The sequence below is a fragment of the Halorussus ruber genome, assembly GCF_004765785.1.
Taxonomy (GTDB): domain Archaea; phylum Halobacteriota; class Halobacteria; order Halobacteriales; family Haladaptataceae; genus Halorussus; species Halorussus ruber.
In genome coordinates, this window is the sequence record NZ_SBIT01000015.1 from 1 (window position 1) to 13,847 (window position 13,847).

General features: G+C 65.9%; 14 protein-coding genes. 5 read left to right on the forward strand and 9 right to left on the reverse strand.

Annotation, left to right across the window (positions count from 1 at the left end; genetic code table 11):
* On the forward strand, positions 1–119 hold a 119-nt coding region (locus tag EPL01_RS17545; RefSeq protein WP_135824065.1), incomplete at its 5' end, for an integrase core domain-containing protein.
* An 87-nt stretch (positions 120–206) separates the two neighbouring features.
* Positions 207–1,184: a DUF6199 family natural product biosynthesis protein gene (locus EPL01_RS17550; RefSeq protein ID WP_135826589.1), complete on the forward strand. Its 978-nt coding sequence runs from the start codon at positions 207–209 to the stop codon at positions 1,182–1,184.
* 52 nt (positions 1,185–1,236) lie between these two features.
* On the opposite strand, the gene EPL01_RS17555 is transcribed toward EPL01_RS17550, so the two are convergent.
* From EPL01_RS17555 to EPL01_RS17570, 4 genes are all read right to left on the reverse strand, one after another.
* Entirely contained in the window at positions 1,237–2,106 is an 870-nt protein-coding gene (locus EPL01_RS17555; RefSeq protein ID WP_135826590.1) for a universal stress protein, read from the reverse strand.
* Between the two features lie 171 nt (positions 2,107–2,277).
* Entirely contained in the window at positions 2,278–3,666 is a 1,389-nt protein-coding gene (locus tag EPL01_RS17560; RefSeq protein WP_135826591.1) for a hemolysin family protein, read from the reverse strand.
* 134 nt (positions 3,667–3,800) lie between these two features.
* On the reverse strand, positions 3,801–4,784 hold the full coding sequence (gene fen, locus EPL01_RS17565; RefSeq protein ID WP_135826592.1) for a flap endonuclease-1: 984 nt from the start codon (positions 4,782–4,784) through the stop codon (positions 3,801–3,803).
* Between the two features lie 484 nt (positions 4,785–5,268).
* Positions 5,269–6,804 (reverse strand): FAD-dependent oxidoreductase, encoded by a 1,536-nt coding sequence (locus tag EPL01_RS17570; protein WP_135826593.1) that lies wholly within the window; start codon positions 6,802–6,804, stop codon positions 5,269–5,271.
* 522 nt (positions 6,805–7,326) lie between these two features.
* On the opposite strand from EPL01_RS17570, the gene EPL01_RS17575 reads away from it, so the two are divergent.
* A complete protein-coding gene (locus EPL01_RS17575) occupies positions 7,327–7,527 on the forward strand; it encodes a cold-shock protein (RefSeq protein WP_135826594.1) in 201 nt (66 codons plus the stop codon).
* Positions 7,528–7,628: 101 nt separating this feature from the next.
* On the opposite strand, the gene EPL01_RS17580 is transcribed toward EPL01_RS17575, so the two are convergent.
* The 3 genes from EPL01_RS17580 to EPL01_RS17590 form a co-directional block, all read right to left on the reverse strand.
* Positions 7,629–8,291: a GNAT family N-acetyltransferase gene (locus tag EPL01_RS17580; RefSeq protein ID WP_135826595.1), complete on the reverse strand. Its 663-nt coding sequence runs from the start codon at positions 8,289–8,291 to the stop codon at positions 7,629–7,631.
* A 209-nt stretch (positions 8,292–8,500) separates the two neighbouring features.
* The gene (locus EPL01_RS17585; RefSeq protein WP_135826596.1) at positions 8,501–8,728 is read right to left on the reverse strand and encodes a DUF8015 family protein; all 228 of its coding nucleotides are present in this window, start codon (positions 8,726–8,728) and stop codon (positions 8,501–8,503) included.
* A 418-nt stretch (positions 8,729–9,146) separates the two neighbouring features.
* Positions 9,147–10,448 carry an OFA family MFS transporter gene (locus EPL01_RS17590; RefSeq protein ID WP_135826597.1) on the reverse strand — a complete coding sequence of 434 codons (1,302 nt, stop codon included), beginning with the start codon at positions 10,446–10,448 and terminating at the stop codon, positions 9,147–9,149.
* 101 nt (positions 10,449–10,549) lie between these two features.
* Between EPL01_RS17590 and EPL01_RS17595 the strand changes: the two genes are divergently transcribed.
* Positions 10,550–11,191 (forward strand): SdpI family protein, encoded by a 642-nt coding sequence (locus EPL01_RS17595; RefSeq protein WP_135826598.1) that lies wholly within the window; start codon positions 10,550–10,552, stop codon positions 11,189–11,191.
* Positions 11,192–11,211: 20 nt separating this feature from the next.
* Here EPL01_RS17595 and EPL01_RS17600 read toward each other — a convergent pair whose 3' ends face one another.
* Together EPL01_RS17600 and EPL01_RS17605 are read right to left on the reverse strand one after the other, a co-directional pair.
* The gene (locus tag EPL01_RS17600) at positions 11,212–11,628 is read right to left on the reverse strand and encodes a DUF3054 domain-containing protein (RefSeq protein WP_135826599.1); all 417 of its coding nucleotides are present in this window, start codon (positions 11,626–11,628) and stop codon (positions 11,212–11,214) included.
* A gap of 26 nt (positions 11,629–11,654) precedes the next feature.
* Complete coding sequence (locus EPL01_RS17605; protein ID WP_135826600.1) at positions 11,655–12,299, reverse strand: helix-turn-helix domain-containing protein; 645 nt, start codon at positions 12,297–12,299, stop codon at positions 11,655–11,657.
* 118 nt (positions 12,300–12,417) lie between these two features.
* Here EPL01_RS17605 and EPL01_RS17610 point away from each other — a divergent pair, with 118 nt between their 5' ends.
* On the forward strand, positions 12,418–13,845 hold the full coding sequence (locus EPL01_RS17610; protein WP_210424186.1) for a heme-copper oxidase family protein: 1,428 nt from the start codon (positions 12,418–12,420) through the stop codon (positions 13,843–13,845).
* Positions 13,846–13,847: the final 2 nt, after the last annotated feature.

The following is a 13,847-nucleotide window of genomic DNA, read 5'->3' on the forward strand; positions in this document are numbered from 1 at the left end:
GGGTGGGCAGTCAGCAAAGCGCCCGCGAGTGGCTTGTACAGTTCACCCATTATTATAACGCACAACGACCGCATCAAGCACTCGATGGACGCACCCCGATTCAGGAGGTGCGTAACTAGACAGTGCCGTTTAAAAAATAATTTTATTTGTCTGCCCGCAGAGCGAACCCAGAAACCATATACCGGGCGCGTTAGCACCCCGGTACGATGCCCTCCCTCGACTTTCTGCGCGTACTGGTCCGCCCGGCCGAGGTCTTCGACGAGTGGTCGCCGTCGTTCGGCGTCGCGCTCGCCGCCGTCGTCGCGGTGGCGCTGGTCTGCGCTGGCGGCGTCGTCCTCTCGGCGGGGTTCGCCGCCGAACACGTCGGCGGGACGATTCGAATCGACAACCCGAACCGCCCGCCCGACTGGGTGTGCGAGCAACGCCAGTCCCACGGCAACGACAGCGTCTTCTACGACGAGAGCTGTGAGCTACCCAAGCAAATCTCCTTCGCGCTCGGGCCGTTCGCCGACCGGGTCGTCTCCGGGCAGGCGTGGGTCGGTCTCCTCGGCGTCCTGCTGTCGTGGCCCGTCACGGCCGGGTTCTTCCACGTCTTCGCCCACGGACGCGAGGGTAACGGGTTCGCTACGACGATGGCCTACACCGCGTGGGGCTTTCTGCCCGCGGCACTCCGGTACGCCGCGCTCCCGTTCGCGTTCGACACCGCGCTGGCCGACTGGCCGATTCCGCAGGCCCGCGAACCGCTCCGTGAGGGCCTGCTCGCGCTGCTGGCCGACCCCGCAGTCGGGTGGTTCTCGGTGCTGGTGCTGGTCACGCTCGTCTGGCAGGCCTACGTCTTCACCGAGGCGGTCCGGGCCGCTCGCGGCGTCGAACGCGGCCACGCCGCCACGGTGGTCGCTATCCCGACGCTCGCGCTCGGCGCGGTTGCGCTCGGCCGCGTGGACCTCAGTTTCGGCACGTCCGAGGCCGCGCCCGCGGCGCTGGTGCTGGTTGCGATGGGACTCGTCCAACTCTTCGCGCCCTACGCGCTCGCCATGCTCGACATCCAGACCGACCTCATCGGCACGCGCGGCGGCGAGGACGTCGAACCCGCGCCGTGGCGCGTCCACCTCACTAGACTCGCGGGCGTCGGGTTCACCGCGGCGGGCGTGGTGACACTCGGCGGTGCTGGCCTCGTGATTTGAATCGGTCGGCGCTGCCGGAACAACCCACGAAAACCGCTCCTCCCGACAGAACTCACTCCGGTTGTGCGACAGTCAGGACGGGGACCGGTGCCGAGCGCACGGTCTTCTCGGCCGCACTACCGAGCAGGATACGGTCCGTGCCACGCTTTCCGGTCGTGCCCATCCCGACGACGTGGATGTCGTTCGCTTCGATGTAGTCGAGAATCTCCTCGACGGGCGTTCCGTGTTCGACGTGGCTGACAGCGTTCGTAACCCCACGTGACTCGGCCTCCGAGACGACGGTCTCGACAGCGTCGGTCGCGGCCCCTTCAGTCTCTTTTCCGGAGGTGGTGGACCGGACGTCCACTCCGAGTGTCGTGTCGTCCACGACGGACAAGACGTGGACCGTCGCATCGAGCGCCGCCGCGAACTCGACGAGATGACTGGCGGCGTGCGTCGCGGCAGTACTTCCGTCGGTCGGGATGAGGATGTTCTCGTAGGGGAACACGAGCGTCTCGTCGGGTTGCATGCGGACCGAGAGTACGGGAACCGACGAGAGCCGGACGACCTTCTCGGAGACGCTTCCGATGAGGTATCGTGAGACCCCTTCGCGGCCGTGGGTCGGCATCACGACCAGATCCTGGTCGTACCGCTCGGCGTAGTCGACGATCGTCGGGGCCGGATTGCCCTGAACGACGTCGGTTTCGTACGAGACTCCGAGCGTGTCCAGCGTCTTTGCGGCCTCGTCGACGATGTCCTCGCCCTGTTGTGCGAGCGCATCGACAGTCTTCCCCTCGACGACGGTGACGCTGTCGCGCGTCGTATCGGCGACGTAGAGCACGTGGATGGTCGCGTCGGCCCAGTGGGCAATCTCGCTGGCGTGATGGAGTACCTCGGCCGCGCCCTCGCTACCGTCGTACGGGAGGAGAATGTTCTCGTACATGACTCGATACGACAGGCTACGTTTGCCGACCTCCTAATGGTTTTCACCTCCCTCTCGAGGTAGCGGCTCCCGCGGGAACTTCAGACAGCGTCGTCCGGAAAACTTTCAGCACGGGATTTCCGGAGATGTCGAGTCACCTGACCGAAGTCTCGGCCGCTGAGACGCTCCCGATCAGTCGATTTCGCCTTCGCCGGCCGGCGACTTCCCTTCGACCGACTCGGCGGTGTCGCGGCCGACGGTCACCCGGACCTTCTGAATACGGGTGTTTTCTACCTGTTCGGCCCGCATCATCACGTTCTCGTAGTCGAACTCCTCGCCCTGCTCGACGAGGCGACCCGCGCGGTTGAAGAGGAACCCGGCGATGGTCTCGAACTCCTCGCCCTCGGGGAGGTCGATGTCCAGCGCCTCGTTGACCTCGTCGACGTTGACGTCGCCGCGGACCAGCACCTCCGTGTCGTCCACGAACTCGATCGGGTGTTCCTCGTCACCCACCAGTATCTCTCCGACGATTTCTTCGAGCACGTCCTCCATCGTGATGAGGCCCTCGGTAGCGCCGAACTCGTCGATGACGATGACCATCTGCATCCGGTTCTCGCGCATCTCCGAGAGGAGGTCGTCCACGTTCTTGGACTCCGGAACGTGGAGCGTCGGCTTGACCACGTCCTCGACCTCGAGGTCGGCGAAGGTGCCGTAGTCGGAATCCTCCAGTTCACGGATGTCGAAGACGCCGATCACGTTGTCCAGCGAGCCCGCGTAAACCGGCAGGCGGGCGTGCCCCGCCTGCATACACTCTTGGATGCCCTCCTCGACGGTCGCGTCTTTGGAGATGGCCGCCATGTCGAGGCGAGGGGTCATCACCTCCTTGGCGGTGGCGTCGGTGAACCGCAGAGTGCGCTGGAGTATCTGGCGTTCCTCCTCTTCGAGGACGCCCTCGCGTTCGCCGGTCTTGATCATGTTCCGAATCTCGTCGCGAGAGACGTACGACGACTCGATGGACGCGTCGCCGCCTGTGACTTTGTTTACGAGTGTTGTCAAGTAATAGAACAGGGTGATGAGCGGCCACAGCACTTTCTCGACGATATTCAGCCCTCGGGCGACGCGCCGTGCGTGCAATTCAGTGTGCTCGACAGCGTAGGACTTGGGTGCGCTCTCCCCGAATATCAGAACCATCGACGTAATACCGAGTGACGAGACGAGCACGGCCGTGCCAGGGTCGAAGTAGAAGCCGACGAGGGTCGTCGAAATCGAGGACATCGTGATGTTGACCATGTTGTTCCCCACGAGAATAGTCACGAGCAAGCGGTGGGGATCCTCTTTGAGGGACTTGACTGCCTGCGCTCCACGTAGCCCCTGGTCGACCATCGCGTCGATTTGGTGGTCCGGCAAGGAAAACAACGCAATCTCCGACGATGAAAAGAACCCTGACCCCATGAGTAGCATCAGAATCATTCCGATGCCGATCACGGTAACTTCCGTCCGGCCCAGTTCGATCCCGACGACCGGCACCGTATACAGGGTGATACTGGCCCTAGATGCTGCTGTGAGCACAGATGACATCATCAGTCCCGATATTTCTAGAGTAGAAAAGTAAGCCTTGTGTAACCGATTTTGGAATCGCCGCAGAAGTCCAAGGGTTTCGACAACGGTCGAAGTCGTAGAGGTTCGGCGAAGCCAACCGGGTCGAAACGGAACGCTCAGGTCCAGTTGTCGAGGCCGGTCTGGGCCACCGACTCCTCGATGCGCTCGAATCCGCGCTCGACCTCCTCGGCGTGGACCTTCCACTCGCCGACGACGTACTCCCGCGCAGCGTCGAGGTCGGGGTCCATCTCGGCGTCGAACTCGCAGTCGTCGCTGACGGTGGGGTTCAGGAACAACTCCCGAATCACGTCCACGTCCTTGTCGATGCTCGCGCCGCGCTCCTCCAGCACGCCCCAGATGTCGCCGTGTTCCTTGACGCCCTTGAGTGCGGTCTTCGGACCGACGCCGGGGACGCCTTCGTTGAAGTCCGTCCCGCAGAGGATGCCGATGTCCACCAACTGCTCCCACGTCACGTCGTGTTCTTCGAGGGTGGCCTCGAAGTCCATCAACTCGGGATTGCCCTTGCTGGTCAACTGGCGGAGGGTCAGCGGTGCCCCGAGGAGAAGCGCGTCGTAGTCCTCGGTCCCGCAGTAATCGACCGCGCCGGTCCGGTTCATGTGGGCGGCCTGTGCCTCGCCCTCGGCGGGGGCCTCGATGTAGGGCACGTCGAGGCGGTCGAACAACTCGCGGGTGGTCTCCTGAATCGTGTCCGTCAATCGCTGAGTGTGGGCCTCCAGTCGCGCGATTTCGACGGCGTCACCCTCCTCGCGGGCCTCTTCCAGTTTCTCCTCGCGCTTCGCTCGCTCCTCGCGGCGCTGTTCGATTTCCGCCTCCTTGTGGTCGGTGACCGCCCCGTCGAAGACGAACACGGGCGTCAGGTCGTTCTCGAAGAACTTCGGCAGGCCCTGGACGATGCCGATGAGGTTGGCGACCTCGGTGCCCTCCTCGGTGGTGTAGGCGGCGTCCTTGGTCCACTTGACCGTGGTGGTGAGGTACTTGTAGAGCCAGTTGTGCGCGTCCACGGCGACGGTCTCGCCGTCGAGGTCCTCGAATGGAACTTCTTCGAGGACCGCGAGTTGGCGCATATCGGTGTTTCCCATTGGTCGGTGGTAGGGGGCGTGTGGGTTTGAAAGCTACTACTACTTCGTCTCGACGTGACTGTCACCGAGAAGCGTGGAATTGGCGTGGCTACGAATTATCCTTGGAACTCGAATCAAGGTCAGAATTAGAGGTGTGTTGTCTTCTGAAGCCCCCGCCCGGTCGCGGTCGTCTCAGCGACATATCGGCGCTCTCCGCACCGCCCGCGCCGATAGGGGTCGCTGAGACGACCGCAGTAAACGCGACCGGGCGGCCCCTTCATCCACCCATGATGGTTCGTGTCGCCGAGCGTTCGCTCGTGGAAAGCGCCCCCGAGCGCGTGCCTCACACCTCCCCAGCCTCCTGCGCTTCTCGGCCTCCGCTACGCTCCGGCCTGCGATGCTCGTCCCTCGCGCGCATGGGCGCGCTCACGGGAGAGCGCGCCAGCACGCGCCTATCACCTATTTATATCCTCGAAACTCTGTGGTCGGCGGGGTTGTCGAGTCCTCACTCCCCGCGTTTCGGCAGGTCCTCGACGGCAGGCCCCTCCAAGACCTCGCCGTCGAGCGAGAACCGCGAGCCGTGGCAGGGACAATCCCACGACTGCTCGCCGTCGTTCCAGCGGACGATGCAGTCCAGATGCGGGCAGACCGCGGACTGGACGTGCAGGTCGCCCTCGTCGTCGCGGGCCGCGGCGAGGGGCTTGCCGTCCCGGCGCACGACTTTGCCTTCCCCCGGCGCGACGTCAGCGTCCTTGCCGCCGAACAGGGTCCCGGCCCAGTCCTTCGTGAACTCCTTGCCGACGTTGAGATTCTCCGAGACGAGTTCCTTGCCCGCGGCCTCGGGGTCGATGCGGTTCGGGTCGAAGGCGTCGGCCCACCGGGGGTCCTCGCCCTGCGCGAATTTGGCGAGCATCCGGCCCGCGGCGGTCCCGTTGGTCATGCCCCACCCGCCGAATCCCGTGGCGAGGTAGACGCCCTCTGTCGTCGGGCCGAGTTCGCCCACGTAGGGAATCTGGTCCACCGAGACGTAGTCCTGCGTGGACCACCGGTACTCGACCGACTCGACGTCGAAGTGTTCGCGGGCCTGCTGTTCCAGTTTGCGGTACCGCTCGGCGGTCGAACCGCCCTGCCCGGTCTTGTGGTTCTGCCCGCCGACGAGCAGCATCGGCCCCTCGGCGCTCGGGTGGGGCCGGGCCGAGAAGTACGGCGACTTGTCGCGGTAGAACATCCCCTCCGGCGACTCCTCGGCGAGTTCGACCGCCAGCACGTAGGAGCGCTTGGGGCACTGGCGCGCGAAGTACAAGCCGGGGTCCTCGATGGGGAAGTGGGTGGTCAGCAGGACCGATTCGGCGGTGACGACCCCGCGCTCGGTCTCGACGCGGCAGTGGTCGCCGCCGTCGCGGTCGTCCACCGCGGTCACTTTCGTCTGCTCGAAGATGTCGGCCTCGCCGCTCGCTTCCGGAATCTGGTCGGCGAGCGCGAGGAGGTACTTCCGAGGGTGGAACTGCGCCTGCTCGCCGAACTTGACCGCGCCGGGGGTCTCGTCGGGGAAGGGCGGGTCCGCGACGAACTCGGCGGGGAGGTCGAGTCCCTCCGCCACGGTGGCCTCGCGGCTTATCGCGCCGCGCTGGTCCTCGTCCGCGGCGTAGGTGTACGCCGGGAGGCGCTCGAAGTTGCAGTCGATGTCGTGGGCCTCGACTCTGTCGGCTATCTCCTCGATTGCGGCCGCGTTGGCTTTGGCGTACTGGCGGGCGGCGTCCCGGCCGTGCTTGTCGAGGAGGTCGTCGTAAATCAGGCCGTGCTGGGCGGTGACCTTCGCGGTCGTCTTGCCCGTGACGCCCTCGACGATGCGGTCGGATTCGAGGAGCGCGACCGACTGGCCCTCCTCCGCGGCGTGAAGCGCGGCGGTCACGCCCGCGATGCCCCCGCCGACGACCGCGGTATCGACCGCCCGGTCGCCGTCGAGCGGCGCGTAGTCGGTCCGCTCGGTCGTCTCCAGCCACAGCGATGCGTCCCGTCCCGGTAAATCTCTGTCACTCATACCCCAGAAACCCCAACTACAGGTTGTCCGGCCGCACCGCGCTTAACCTCGGTGGCCGCGGGGTCGGTAGATGGCGGCGGCTGAACCAGCCCGCGGCGTGCGCTCGGTGAATCAGCAGACAGCGAACGCTCGGCGGACCAACCGACAGCGAACGCTCGGCAAGTCAACCGAATCCCTGGCGGAATGAAAGGGCGAGCGGGGTTCGCGTTTATCTTAGTCGCCTCAGCGACCCCTATCGGCGCGCGGGCGGTGCTGAGAGGCGCGAAATATCCCGCTGAGCGACCGCCGGAAGACAACCCGCGTCTTCCGAGATCACACTCACTTCGTTCGCGTGACCGCGAACCGCGCGAGGGCTTTCGAGGACTCTACTGTCCCGTCTGCTCTTGCGGTTTCGGATACGAGAACTACCGAAACAATCGCTGTTCCCGAAATGTATCCGGCCACATCCCATCCAGATACCTTTTATAGAGACCCTCGAATATTTGGCACACGAGAACGAACACCACGATGGAGATTCGGAGTATGGTCAAAGGCACAGTCGTGTTCTTCCACGACCAGAAGGGCTACGGCTTCATCGAACCCGAGGAGGGCGGCGAGGACGACGACGTGTTCTTCCACATGGAGGACGTGGAGGGGCCGGACTTAGAAGAGGGCCAAGAGGTCGAGTTCGAAGTCGAGGAGTCCGAGAAGGGGCCGCGCGCGACCAACATCACGCGAGGCTGACGTTCGCTCGGACTCGACTACCGGACACCGGCACTACTCGGAGGCCGACAGTACTCGGAGGCCGACACTACTCGGAGGCCGACACTACTCGGGGACCGGCGCTATTCGGGCACCGGAACCACGTCGGGCGGGTCCGAACCGGCCTTCGCCGACAGGAACGACTGCTCCTCGGACGCGAGACCGTCGCGCGCTCGGTAGGCGTCGAGTCCCGACTGATAGCGGTCCGGGGACCGGTCGCCGGGCCGGGCGAGTACTAACTCAGCGAGGCCGGTCTCCTCGCCCGTGTAGCCGAACCCGGCCTTGTAGAGGGCGTGGTACGCGAAGGGGTTGTTGACCGCGATTTTGACCGTCTCGTAGCCCCGCTCGCGGAGTCGGGCGGCGGCGAACCGCGAGAGGCGCGCGCCCAGCCCCGCCCCGCGGCGGTCTCGGCGGACGGTGACGTAGCGAAGCCACGCCGTCTCGGGGTCGGTCCGGTCCTCGTTGAACGCGACGGCGGCGACGATTCGGTCGTCTTCGAGCCAGTCGCGGTCGGGGGCGGTAGTTTCGCTTTCTTCGGACTGGTCGTTACGTCCGCCGCCTCGGCTCTGTCTGCTGCCTTCGCTCTGTCCGCCGCCTCCGCGCTGTCCGTCGCCTCCGGCGTCCGAGTCGCGGGCCACGGCCTTGCCCGTGTTCGACATCACGAACTTCCCGGCGTAACTGAACTCCCGGTAGTCGAGTCGGAGCCTCGGGTCCCCCTCGGGCCACCCAGCCACCGCGTACTCCATGACCGGATTTGGGCGTGCGGTCGTAACTGTGCTTCGCTCGTCGCTAGTCGGGAGAGAAATAACTCTGCATTTACTAGGGAATTATATCTATATGCTAAAGACAACCGTACAATTGTCTAGGCAGAGATTCGACTCCGAAGCAGGTACCAAAGTCTGACGAAAAGTCCGACGAAAAGGCCGCGAGAGCCGCGAGAGCCGCGGAGAACCGTTCAGTCAGCAGGCTCGAAGGAGTTCGAGGAGTCGACAGCCTCCGTCGTGGACTGGGTATCGTCGACGGGGCTGTTGACGAAGAGTGCGTGTCCGATGAGTGCCACGGGAATGCTCGCGGCCAGCGGCACGGCGGAGGTTACCGAAAAGCCGACGAGGCTCAACACACCGGTTACGCCAATCAACGAAAGCGGAATCAGCCCAAGGATGAGGTCGTAGTACCCAGTCATAATCTATTACAAAATATGCGGTATGGGTATATAACTCTTTCCCGTAGTTGAGACAGGAGTTTTTAGTTGGTGAATCGTAGGCGCTGGATTGGATAGTCATAACTTATGGATACACTACGAATCTGTTTTCTCTCTGAGCCCCGCCAAAAGTAACCAGAGAGCGGTGCTGAGAGGACCGGGGGGAAATTTCTGTCAGTAATTCCTGGTCGGCGCGAGGAGAACCGGACTCGGACTCGTCACTCGGTAACGTCAGCCGGTGGGTCGACGGTCCGCGGCGCTGGAAGGTCGCCACCCGACCGTGACGAGTCGGACCGGCAGAAACGACGCGGCGAAGAAATCGAATCGAGCGCCGAGAAGGGTGGAGCAGCCGAATCGAGCGTCGAGAAGGGCAGAGAAACCGAGAAAATCGGTGCGGCCGTCAGTCCTCGGGTTCCCGAAGCAGTAACGCGCCGAGTCCAGACACGAGCGCCAGCACGCCGCCGACCGCGAACGCGGTGGGCCAACTGGTCTGGGTCACAAGCCAGCCCGCGACGCCGCCGCCGAAGATGCCGCCCCACATCTTGCCCGAGTACAGCAGTGCGTAGTTGGCCGAGGAGTGCTTCTGACCGTAGTAGTCGCCCACGACGCTCGGGAACAGGGTGTACTGGGGACTCCAGAAGAACGTCGCAATCACGACCGCCGCGAGGAATCCGAGCGAGGTCTGGGTCACGCCGAACCAGACCACCGCGAACAGGCCCAGTCCGCAGAGCGTGAACGAAATCGCCATCGCGCGCTCGCGGTCCACTCGGTCGGAGATGTCCCCGACCACGAGACGCCCGACGCCGCCCGCGAGGGGGAGCAGGGTCGCGCCAGCGGTCGCGGTCACGGCGTTCAACTCGACGTTCTGGGCGAACGAGACCACCTTCGCGGTCAGCATCAACCCGGCACCGCTGGCGAAGACGAACATGACGTACATCAGCCAGAACTGCCACGTCCGAATCATCTCGCGCCACGTGTACTGCTTGCCCCTCGCGTGAGCCGGAGTCGTGCCGCCGTCAGTCTCCTCTTCGGGGGCCTCGGCGGGGTTCTCTTCGGCGTCGGCGCTCGCGCCGGTCGCTCCGGCCCACCCGGTCGGCGGGTCTCGAAGCACGACCGCGCCGACGAGAATCCCGGCACCGATGAGAATCCCCATGTTGCGAAGCACGTCGGGGTAGCCCGCGACGGTCGCGTTCGCCCGGACGTAGGGCACGAACAGCGCGCTCCCTCCGGCGAAGGCCATCGTGCCGACCCCGGTGGTCAGCCCCCGGCGGTCGGGAAACCACTTCAGCGCGGTGTTGACCGCCACGGTGTAGACGATGCCGACCCCGATGGCTCCCAGCGAGTAGAGCAGGTAGAGTTGCCACACCTGGTCGGCGTACGCCAACCCGACGTAGCCGCCACCGGCCAGCACGCCCGCCAGCAGGGTCAGTCTCCTCGGTCCGTGGCGGTCCCGGTACCACCCGACCGGGAACTGCGACCCGGCCTGAAAGATGACGAACAGGGTGAACACGAACCCGAGCGCGGTCGGGTCGAGTTCGAGCGACCGCGCGATTGGCGACTCGATGGACGACCAGACGTACTGGTAGGGGCTGATGAGGCCCATCATCACCGCCGCGGCGGCGACCTGCCACCACCGCGAGAAGCCCAGCACGTCCCGCGCCCGAGCGGCGTAGTCGATGTCGGACTGCGACGACGCTGTCATTACCCGAAACTATCTGGGACCTCCAATGAGGGTTGCGCTTTCGGCAGTTCGTCGGGCGTCTCGGCCCCAGATTTATATACAGAAGGAGACAAGTTCGCGTCATGAACCTCCGACGACACTATCTCGCGGGTATCGGCCTCGTGGCGCTCTCGGCGGTCCTGAGCCTGCTGGCGTATCCCGAGATGCCCGCCGAGATGGCGACCCACTGGAACGCCGCTGGCGAAATCGACGGCCAGACGCCCAAACTCGCCGCGCTCGCGCTGTTCCCCGGTCTGTCGGCGTTCATGCTCGTCCTGTTCGCGGCGCTCCCCCGAATCGACCCCCTCGGCGAGAACGTCGCCCAGTTCCGCGAGCAGTACGACACCTTCGTCGTCCTCCTGCTCGCGTTTCTGGTCTACCTCCACCTCCTCGTCGTCGCGGCCAACGCGGGCTACGAGTTCGAGATGGTCCAAGCGCTCGCGCCCGCCGTCGGCGCGCTCTACTACTACGTCGGCGTCCTCTCGGCTCACGCCGAGCGCAACTGGTTCGTCGGCATTCGGACCCCGTGGACCATCTCCAGCGACGAGGTCTGGGACCGGACTCACGAGCGAGTCGCCCCGCTGTTCAAACTCGCTGGCGTCGTGGCCGCGCTGGCCGCGCTGGTTCCGGCCTACGCCGAGGCGCTTCTGGCCGCCCCGGTCGCCGCGGTCGCGCTCTACGCCACGGTCTACTCCTACGTGGAGTACCGCCGGGTCGCGGCGTAGAATCCGATTTTACTTCCGGCTTATCGCAGCGCGGCCACGAGGCCGCGCCACGTCGAGAAGAAGACGATGCCGACGCTCGTCACGACGAGCGCGAACGAAAGCGGCGAGTTGCCGTGGAACAGCGCGGTCGCGCGGAGCGCCAGTCCGACGGCGGCCGCGAGGACCCACGCGCTCGCCGCCCGGAGGATGGCCGTCTTGACCGTCCGGGTCGCGTCAGTGGCGTAGACGCCCACCGCGAGCGACGCGACGACCCAGCCGAGGAGGAACGGAGCGATGGTATCGGCGACGACCAGTGGCGATTCGACGGGGTTCACGTTGTGCTGGAGTTCGCCCAGCACGAGGAAACTGATCAGGACCAGCAGGTCTCCCACCGCGAGGAGCGCGGTACTCGGCGAGCGGGACACCCGCGACCCGAGGAGTTCTTCGGCGTTGCTCATACCCGCGAGTTGGGGCCGGTGCGTTATCACTCCCGCGGTGCGACCTCGGCGAGGAACCAGTCGACGACTGCGCCCTCGGCGCGCTGAAGTATGTCGCTGGCGGTGGCCTTCGAGACGTCGAGGGACTCGGCGACTTCGGTGAGGGTCGCGGTCCGGGGCGTCTCGTAGTAGCCCTGTTGTGCCGCGGCCCGGAGGACCTCCAGTTGGCGGTCGGTCAGCAAGTCGTCGGCCGGGCCGGACTCGACTCCGCGGACGTACTCGACTTCGAACTCGACGCCGAACTCCGCCAGCGCCTCGCCGAAGGCCGCGAGTCGGTCGTCGGTGGTCGTCGTCTCCCACGTCGTCCGGCCGTCGCGTATCTCGAAGGGGGTGCGAAGCGGGACGCCCGCCTTCCAGACCGGGAGGAGCGGCAAGGGGTCTCGGGTCTCGACTTGGAGGAGCGCCTCGTCGTCGCGCTTCCAGAGGAGCGCGAGGTCGGTCACGTCCTCGCGGCGCTCGATGGCCGAGACGACCGGCACCGGGTCGTCCGAGACTAACTCGACCAGCGCGACCCCGGTCCCGTTCCCGCCGAGCGTGGCGACGACTCGAAAGGTGGTCTCGGGGTACTCGGTCGAGAGCGAGTGAATCCACGTCCCCTCGGGGAGCGTGATTGCGAGTCTGGCCTGTGGCATGTCGCGTTCTCGTTTCGAGGGAAGGTCCACAATCGGTTAAAAATAGATACTAACATGTTCGAAGGAGACTCGCAGGTTCGGGCGAAGGGCTACCCTCGGCCCGCGCGAAGTCAGCAACGTGACGACTAACACGACCGAGACGACCGAAACGACCGCGACTGCTCGGACTCCCGAGATGGGCGCGCGGACGAACCCGTTCTTCCTGATGGCGGGCCTCTACCTGACGGTGGGCCTGCTGGCGGTGGGCGGAAAGCTCGCTGGCGGGACGGGGCTGATAGACGCGCTCCCTCGACTCCGGTGGCTGACCATCCACTTCGTCACCATCGGCGCGATGACCCAAGCCCTGTTCGGCGCGCTCCCGAGCCTCGCGGCGTCGGTGCGGAAGGGTGAGTCGAGAGTGAACGGAGAGTCAGCGGGGAAGGATGAGACGCCGCCCGCGCGAGGCCGGTGGCTCCAGTGGCTGGCGCTGAACGCGAGCTATCCCCTCGTCCTCCTCGGGATGGCGACCGGCGCGCTGACGACGGCCGCGGTCGGCGCGACCGGCGTGCTGTTCGCGCTGGCGCTCCTCGTGGCGTCGGTCTACCGGACGAATCTGGGCGGTCGAGGAGCTGACGGCTCCGAGAGCGACGCCGCGGGCGGGGGACTGCTCCGGTACTACGCGATTGCGCCGTGGTTCCTCGGCGTCGGCCTCCTCGCGGCGTTCGGGATGCTCCTGAACTACCACGGCCCGGGCGGCTACTTCGGGAGTCTGGAGGCCCACGTCCACGCGAACGTCTGGGGCTTCCTCGCGCTCGTGGCCGCCGGGACGTTGCTGGCCGTGATTCCGGCGCTGGCCGACGCGGAACTGCGCTACCCGCGACTGGTGCCCGTGACGTTCTGGGGCGTGACCCTCGGCGCGGTGGGCCTCGTGGCCGGGCCGTGGCTGGCGATAAACCCCCTGACGATGGCCGGACTCGCCGTCTACGTCGTCGGGACGCTCGCCCTGCTGGCGAACCTCGTCGGGACGTGGCGGGCCGGTGGAGAGTGGACGGACTCGCGGTTCGCCCACGTCCTCGGCGCGTACGTCTGGCTGGTCTTCCCCGTCCCGTGGGCACCGCTGGTGTTGCTGTTCCCCGAGACGGTCCCTGCGGCGGGCATCGAAGCCGCGGCCATCGAGGGACTGGTCTTCGGGTGGATGCTCCAGTTGGCGATGGCCCTCCTGCCGAGCGTCGTGGTGGCCCTGCGCGAGACGCCCGGCGACGTTCGGAAATCTATCGGCGAGGCCGCCCACCGACCGCCGTGGCTCGGCGTCCTCGCCGTCAACGCGGGGATGCTCGCGCTCTGGACGACCGCCTTCCCGGCGTTCGGCGCGGTCGAGGAGTTGCTGACGCTCGGCGGGTACGCGCTCGTCGGCCTCGCGTGGCTCGGGTTCCTGCCCGGCCTCTGGCGGGCGTTGCTCGGCGAGGAGGAACTGAATCGCGGGGCAGACCGCGGCCCGGACCGCGGTCCCGCTCGCGGCCGTGACGCGGAGCAGGTCGGCGAGGGCGCGGAGAGCCTGTCGGACTGACT

Bases quoted from the DNA above. Each gene is read 5' to 3' on its own strand.
- EPL01_RS17585 (WP_135826596.1), bottom strand. From the start codon at position 8,728: ATGACTGGGTACTACGACCTCATCCTTGGGCTGATTCCGCTTTCGTTG.
- EPL01_RS17560 (WP_135826591.1), bottom strand. From the start codon at position 3,666: ATGATGTCATCTGTGCTCACAGCAGCATCTAGGGCCAGTATCACCCTG.
- fen (WP_135826592.1), bottom strand. From the start codon at position 4,784: ATGGGAAACACCGATATGCGCCAACTCGCGGTCCTCGAAGAAGTTCCA.
- EPL01_RS17590 (WP_135826597.1), bottom strand. From the start codon at position 10,448: ATGACAGCGTCGTCGCAGTCCGACATCGACTACGCCGCTCGGGCGCGG.
- EPL01_RS17595 (WP_135826598.1), top strand. From the start codon at position 10,550: ATGAACCTCCGACGACACTATCTCGCGGGTATCGGCCTCGTGGCGCTC.
- EPL01_RS17575 (WP_135826594.1), top strand. From the start codon at position 7,327: ATGGTCAAAGGCACAGTCGTGTTCTTCCACGACCAGAAGGGCTACGGC.
- EPL01_RS17605 (WP_135826600.1), bottom strand. From the start codon at position 12,299: ATGCCACAGGCCAGACTCGCAATCACGCTCCCCGAGGGGACGTGGATT.
- EPL01_RS17570 (WP_135826593.1), bottom strand. From the start codon at position 6,804: ATGAGTGACAGAGATTTACCGGGACGGGACGCATCGCTGTGGCTGGAG.
- EPL01_RS17600 (WP_135826599.1), bottom strand. From the start codon at position 11,628: ATGAGCAACGCCGAAGAACTCCTCGGGTCGCGGGTGTCCCGCTCGCCG.
- EPL01_RS17555 (WP_135826590.1), bottom strand. From the start codon at position 2,106: ATGTACGAGAACATTCTCCTCCCGTACGACGGTAGCGAGGGCGCGGCC.
- EPL01_RS17580 (WP_135826595.1), bottom strand. From the start codon at position 8,291: ATGGAGTACGCGGTGGCTGGGTGGCCCGAGGGGGACCCGAGGCTCCGA.
- EPL01_RS17550 (WP_135826589.1), top strand. From the start codon at position 207: ATGCCCTCCCTCGACTTTCTGCGCGTACTGGTCCGCCCGGCCGAGGTC.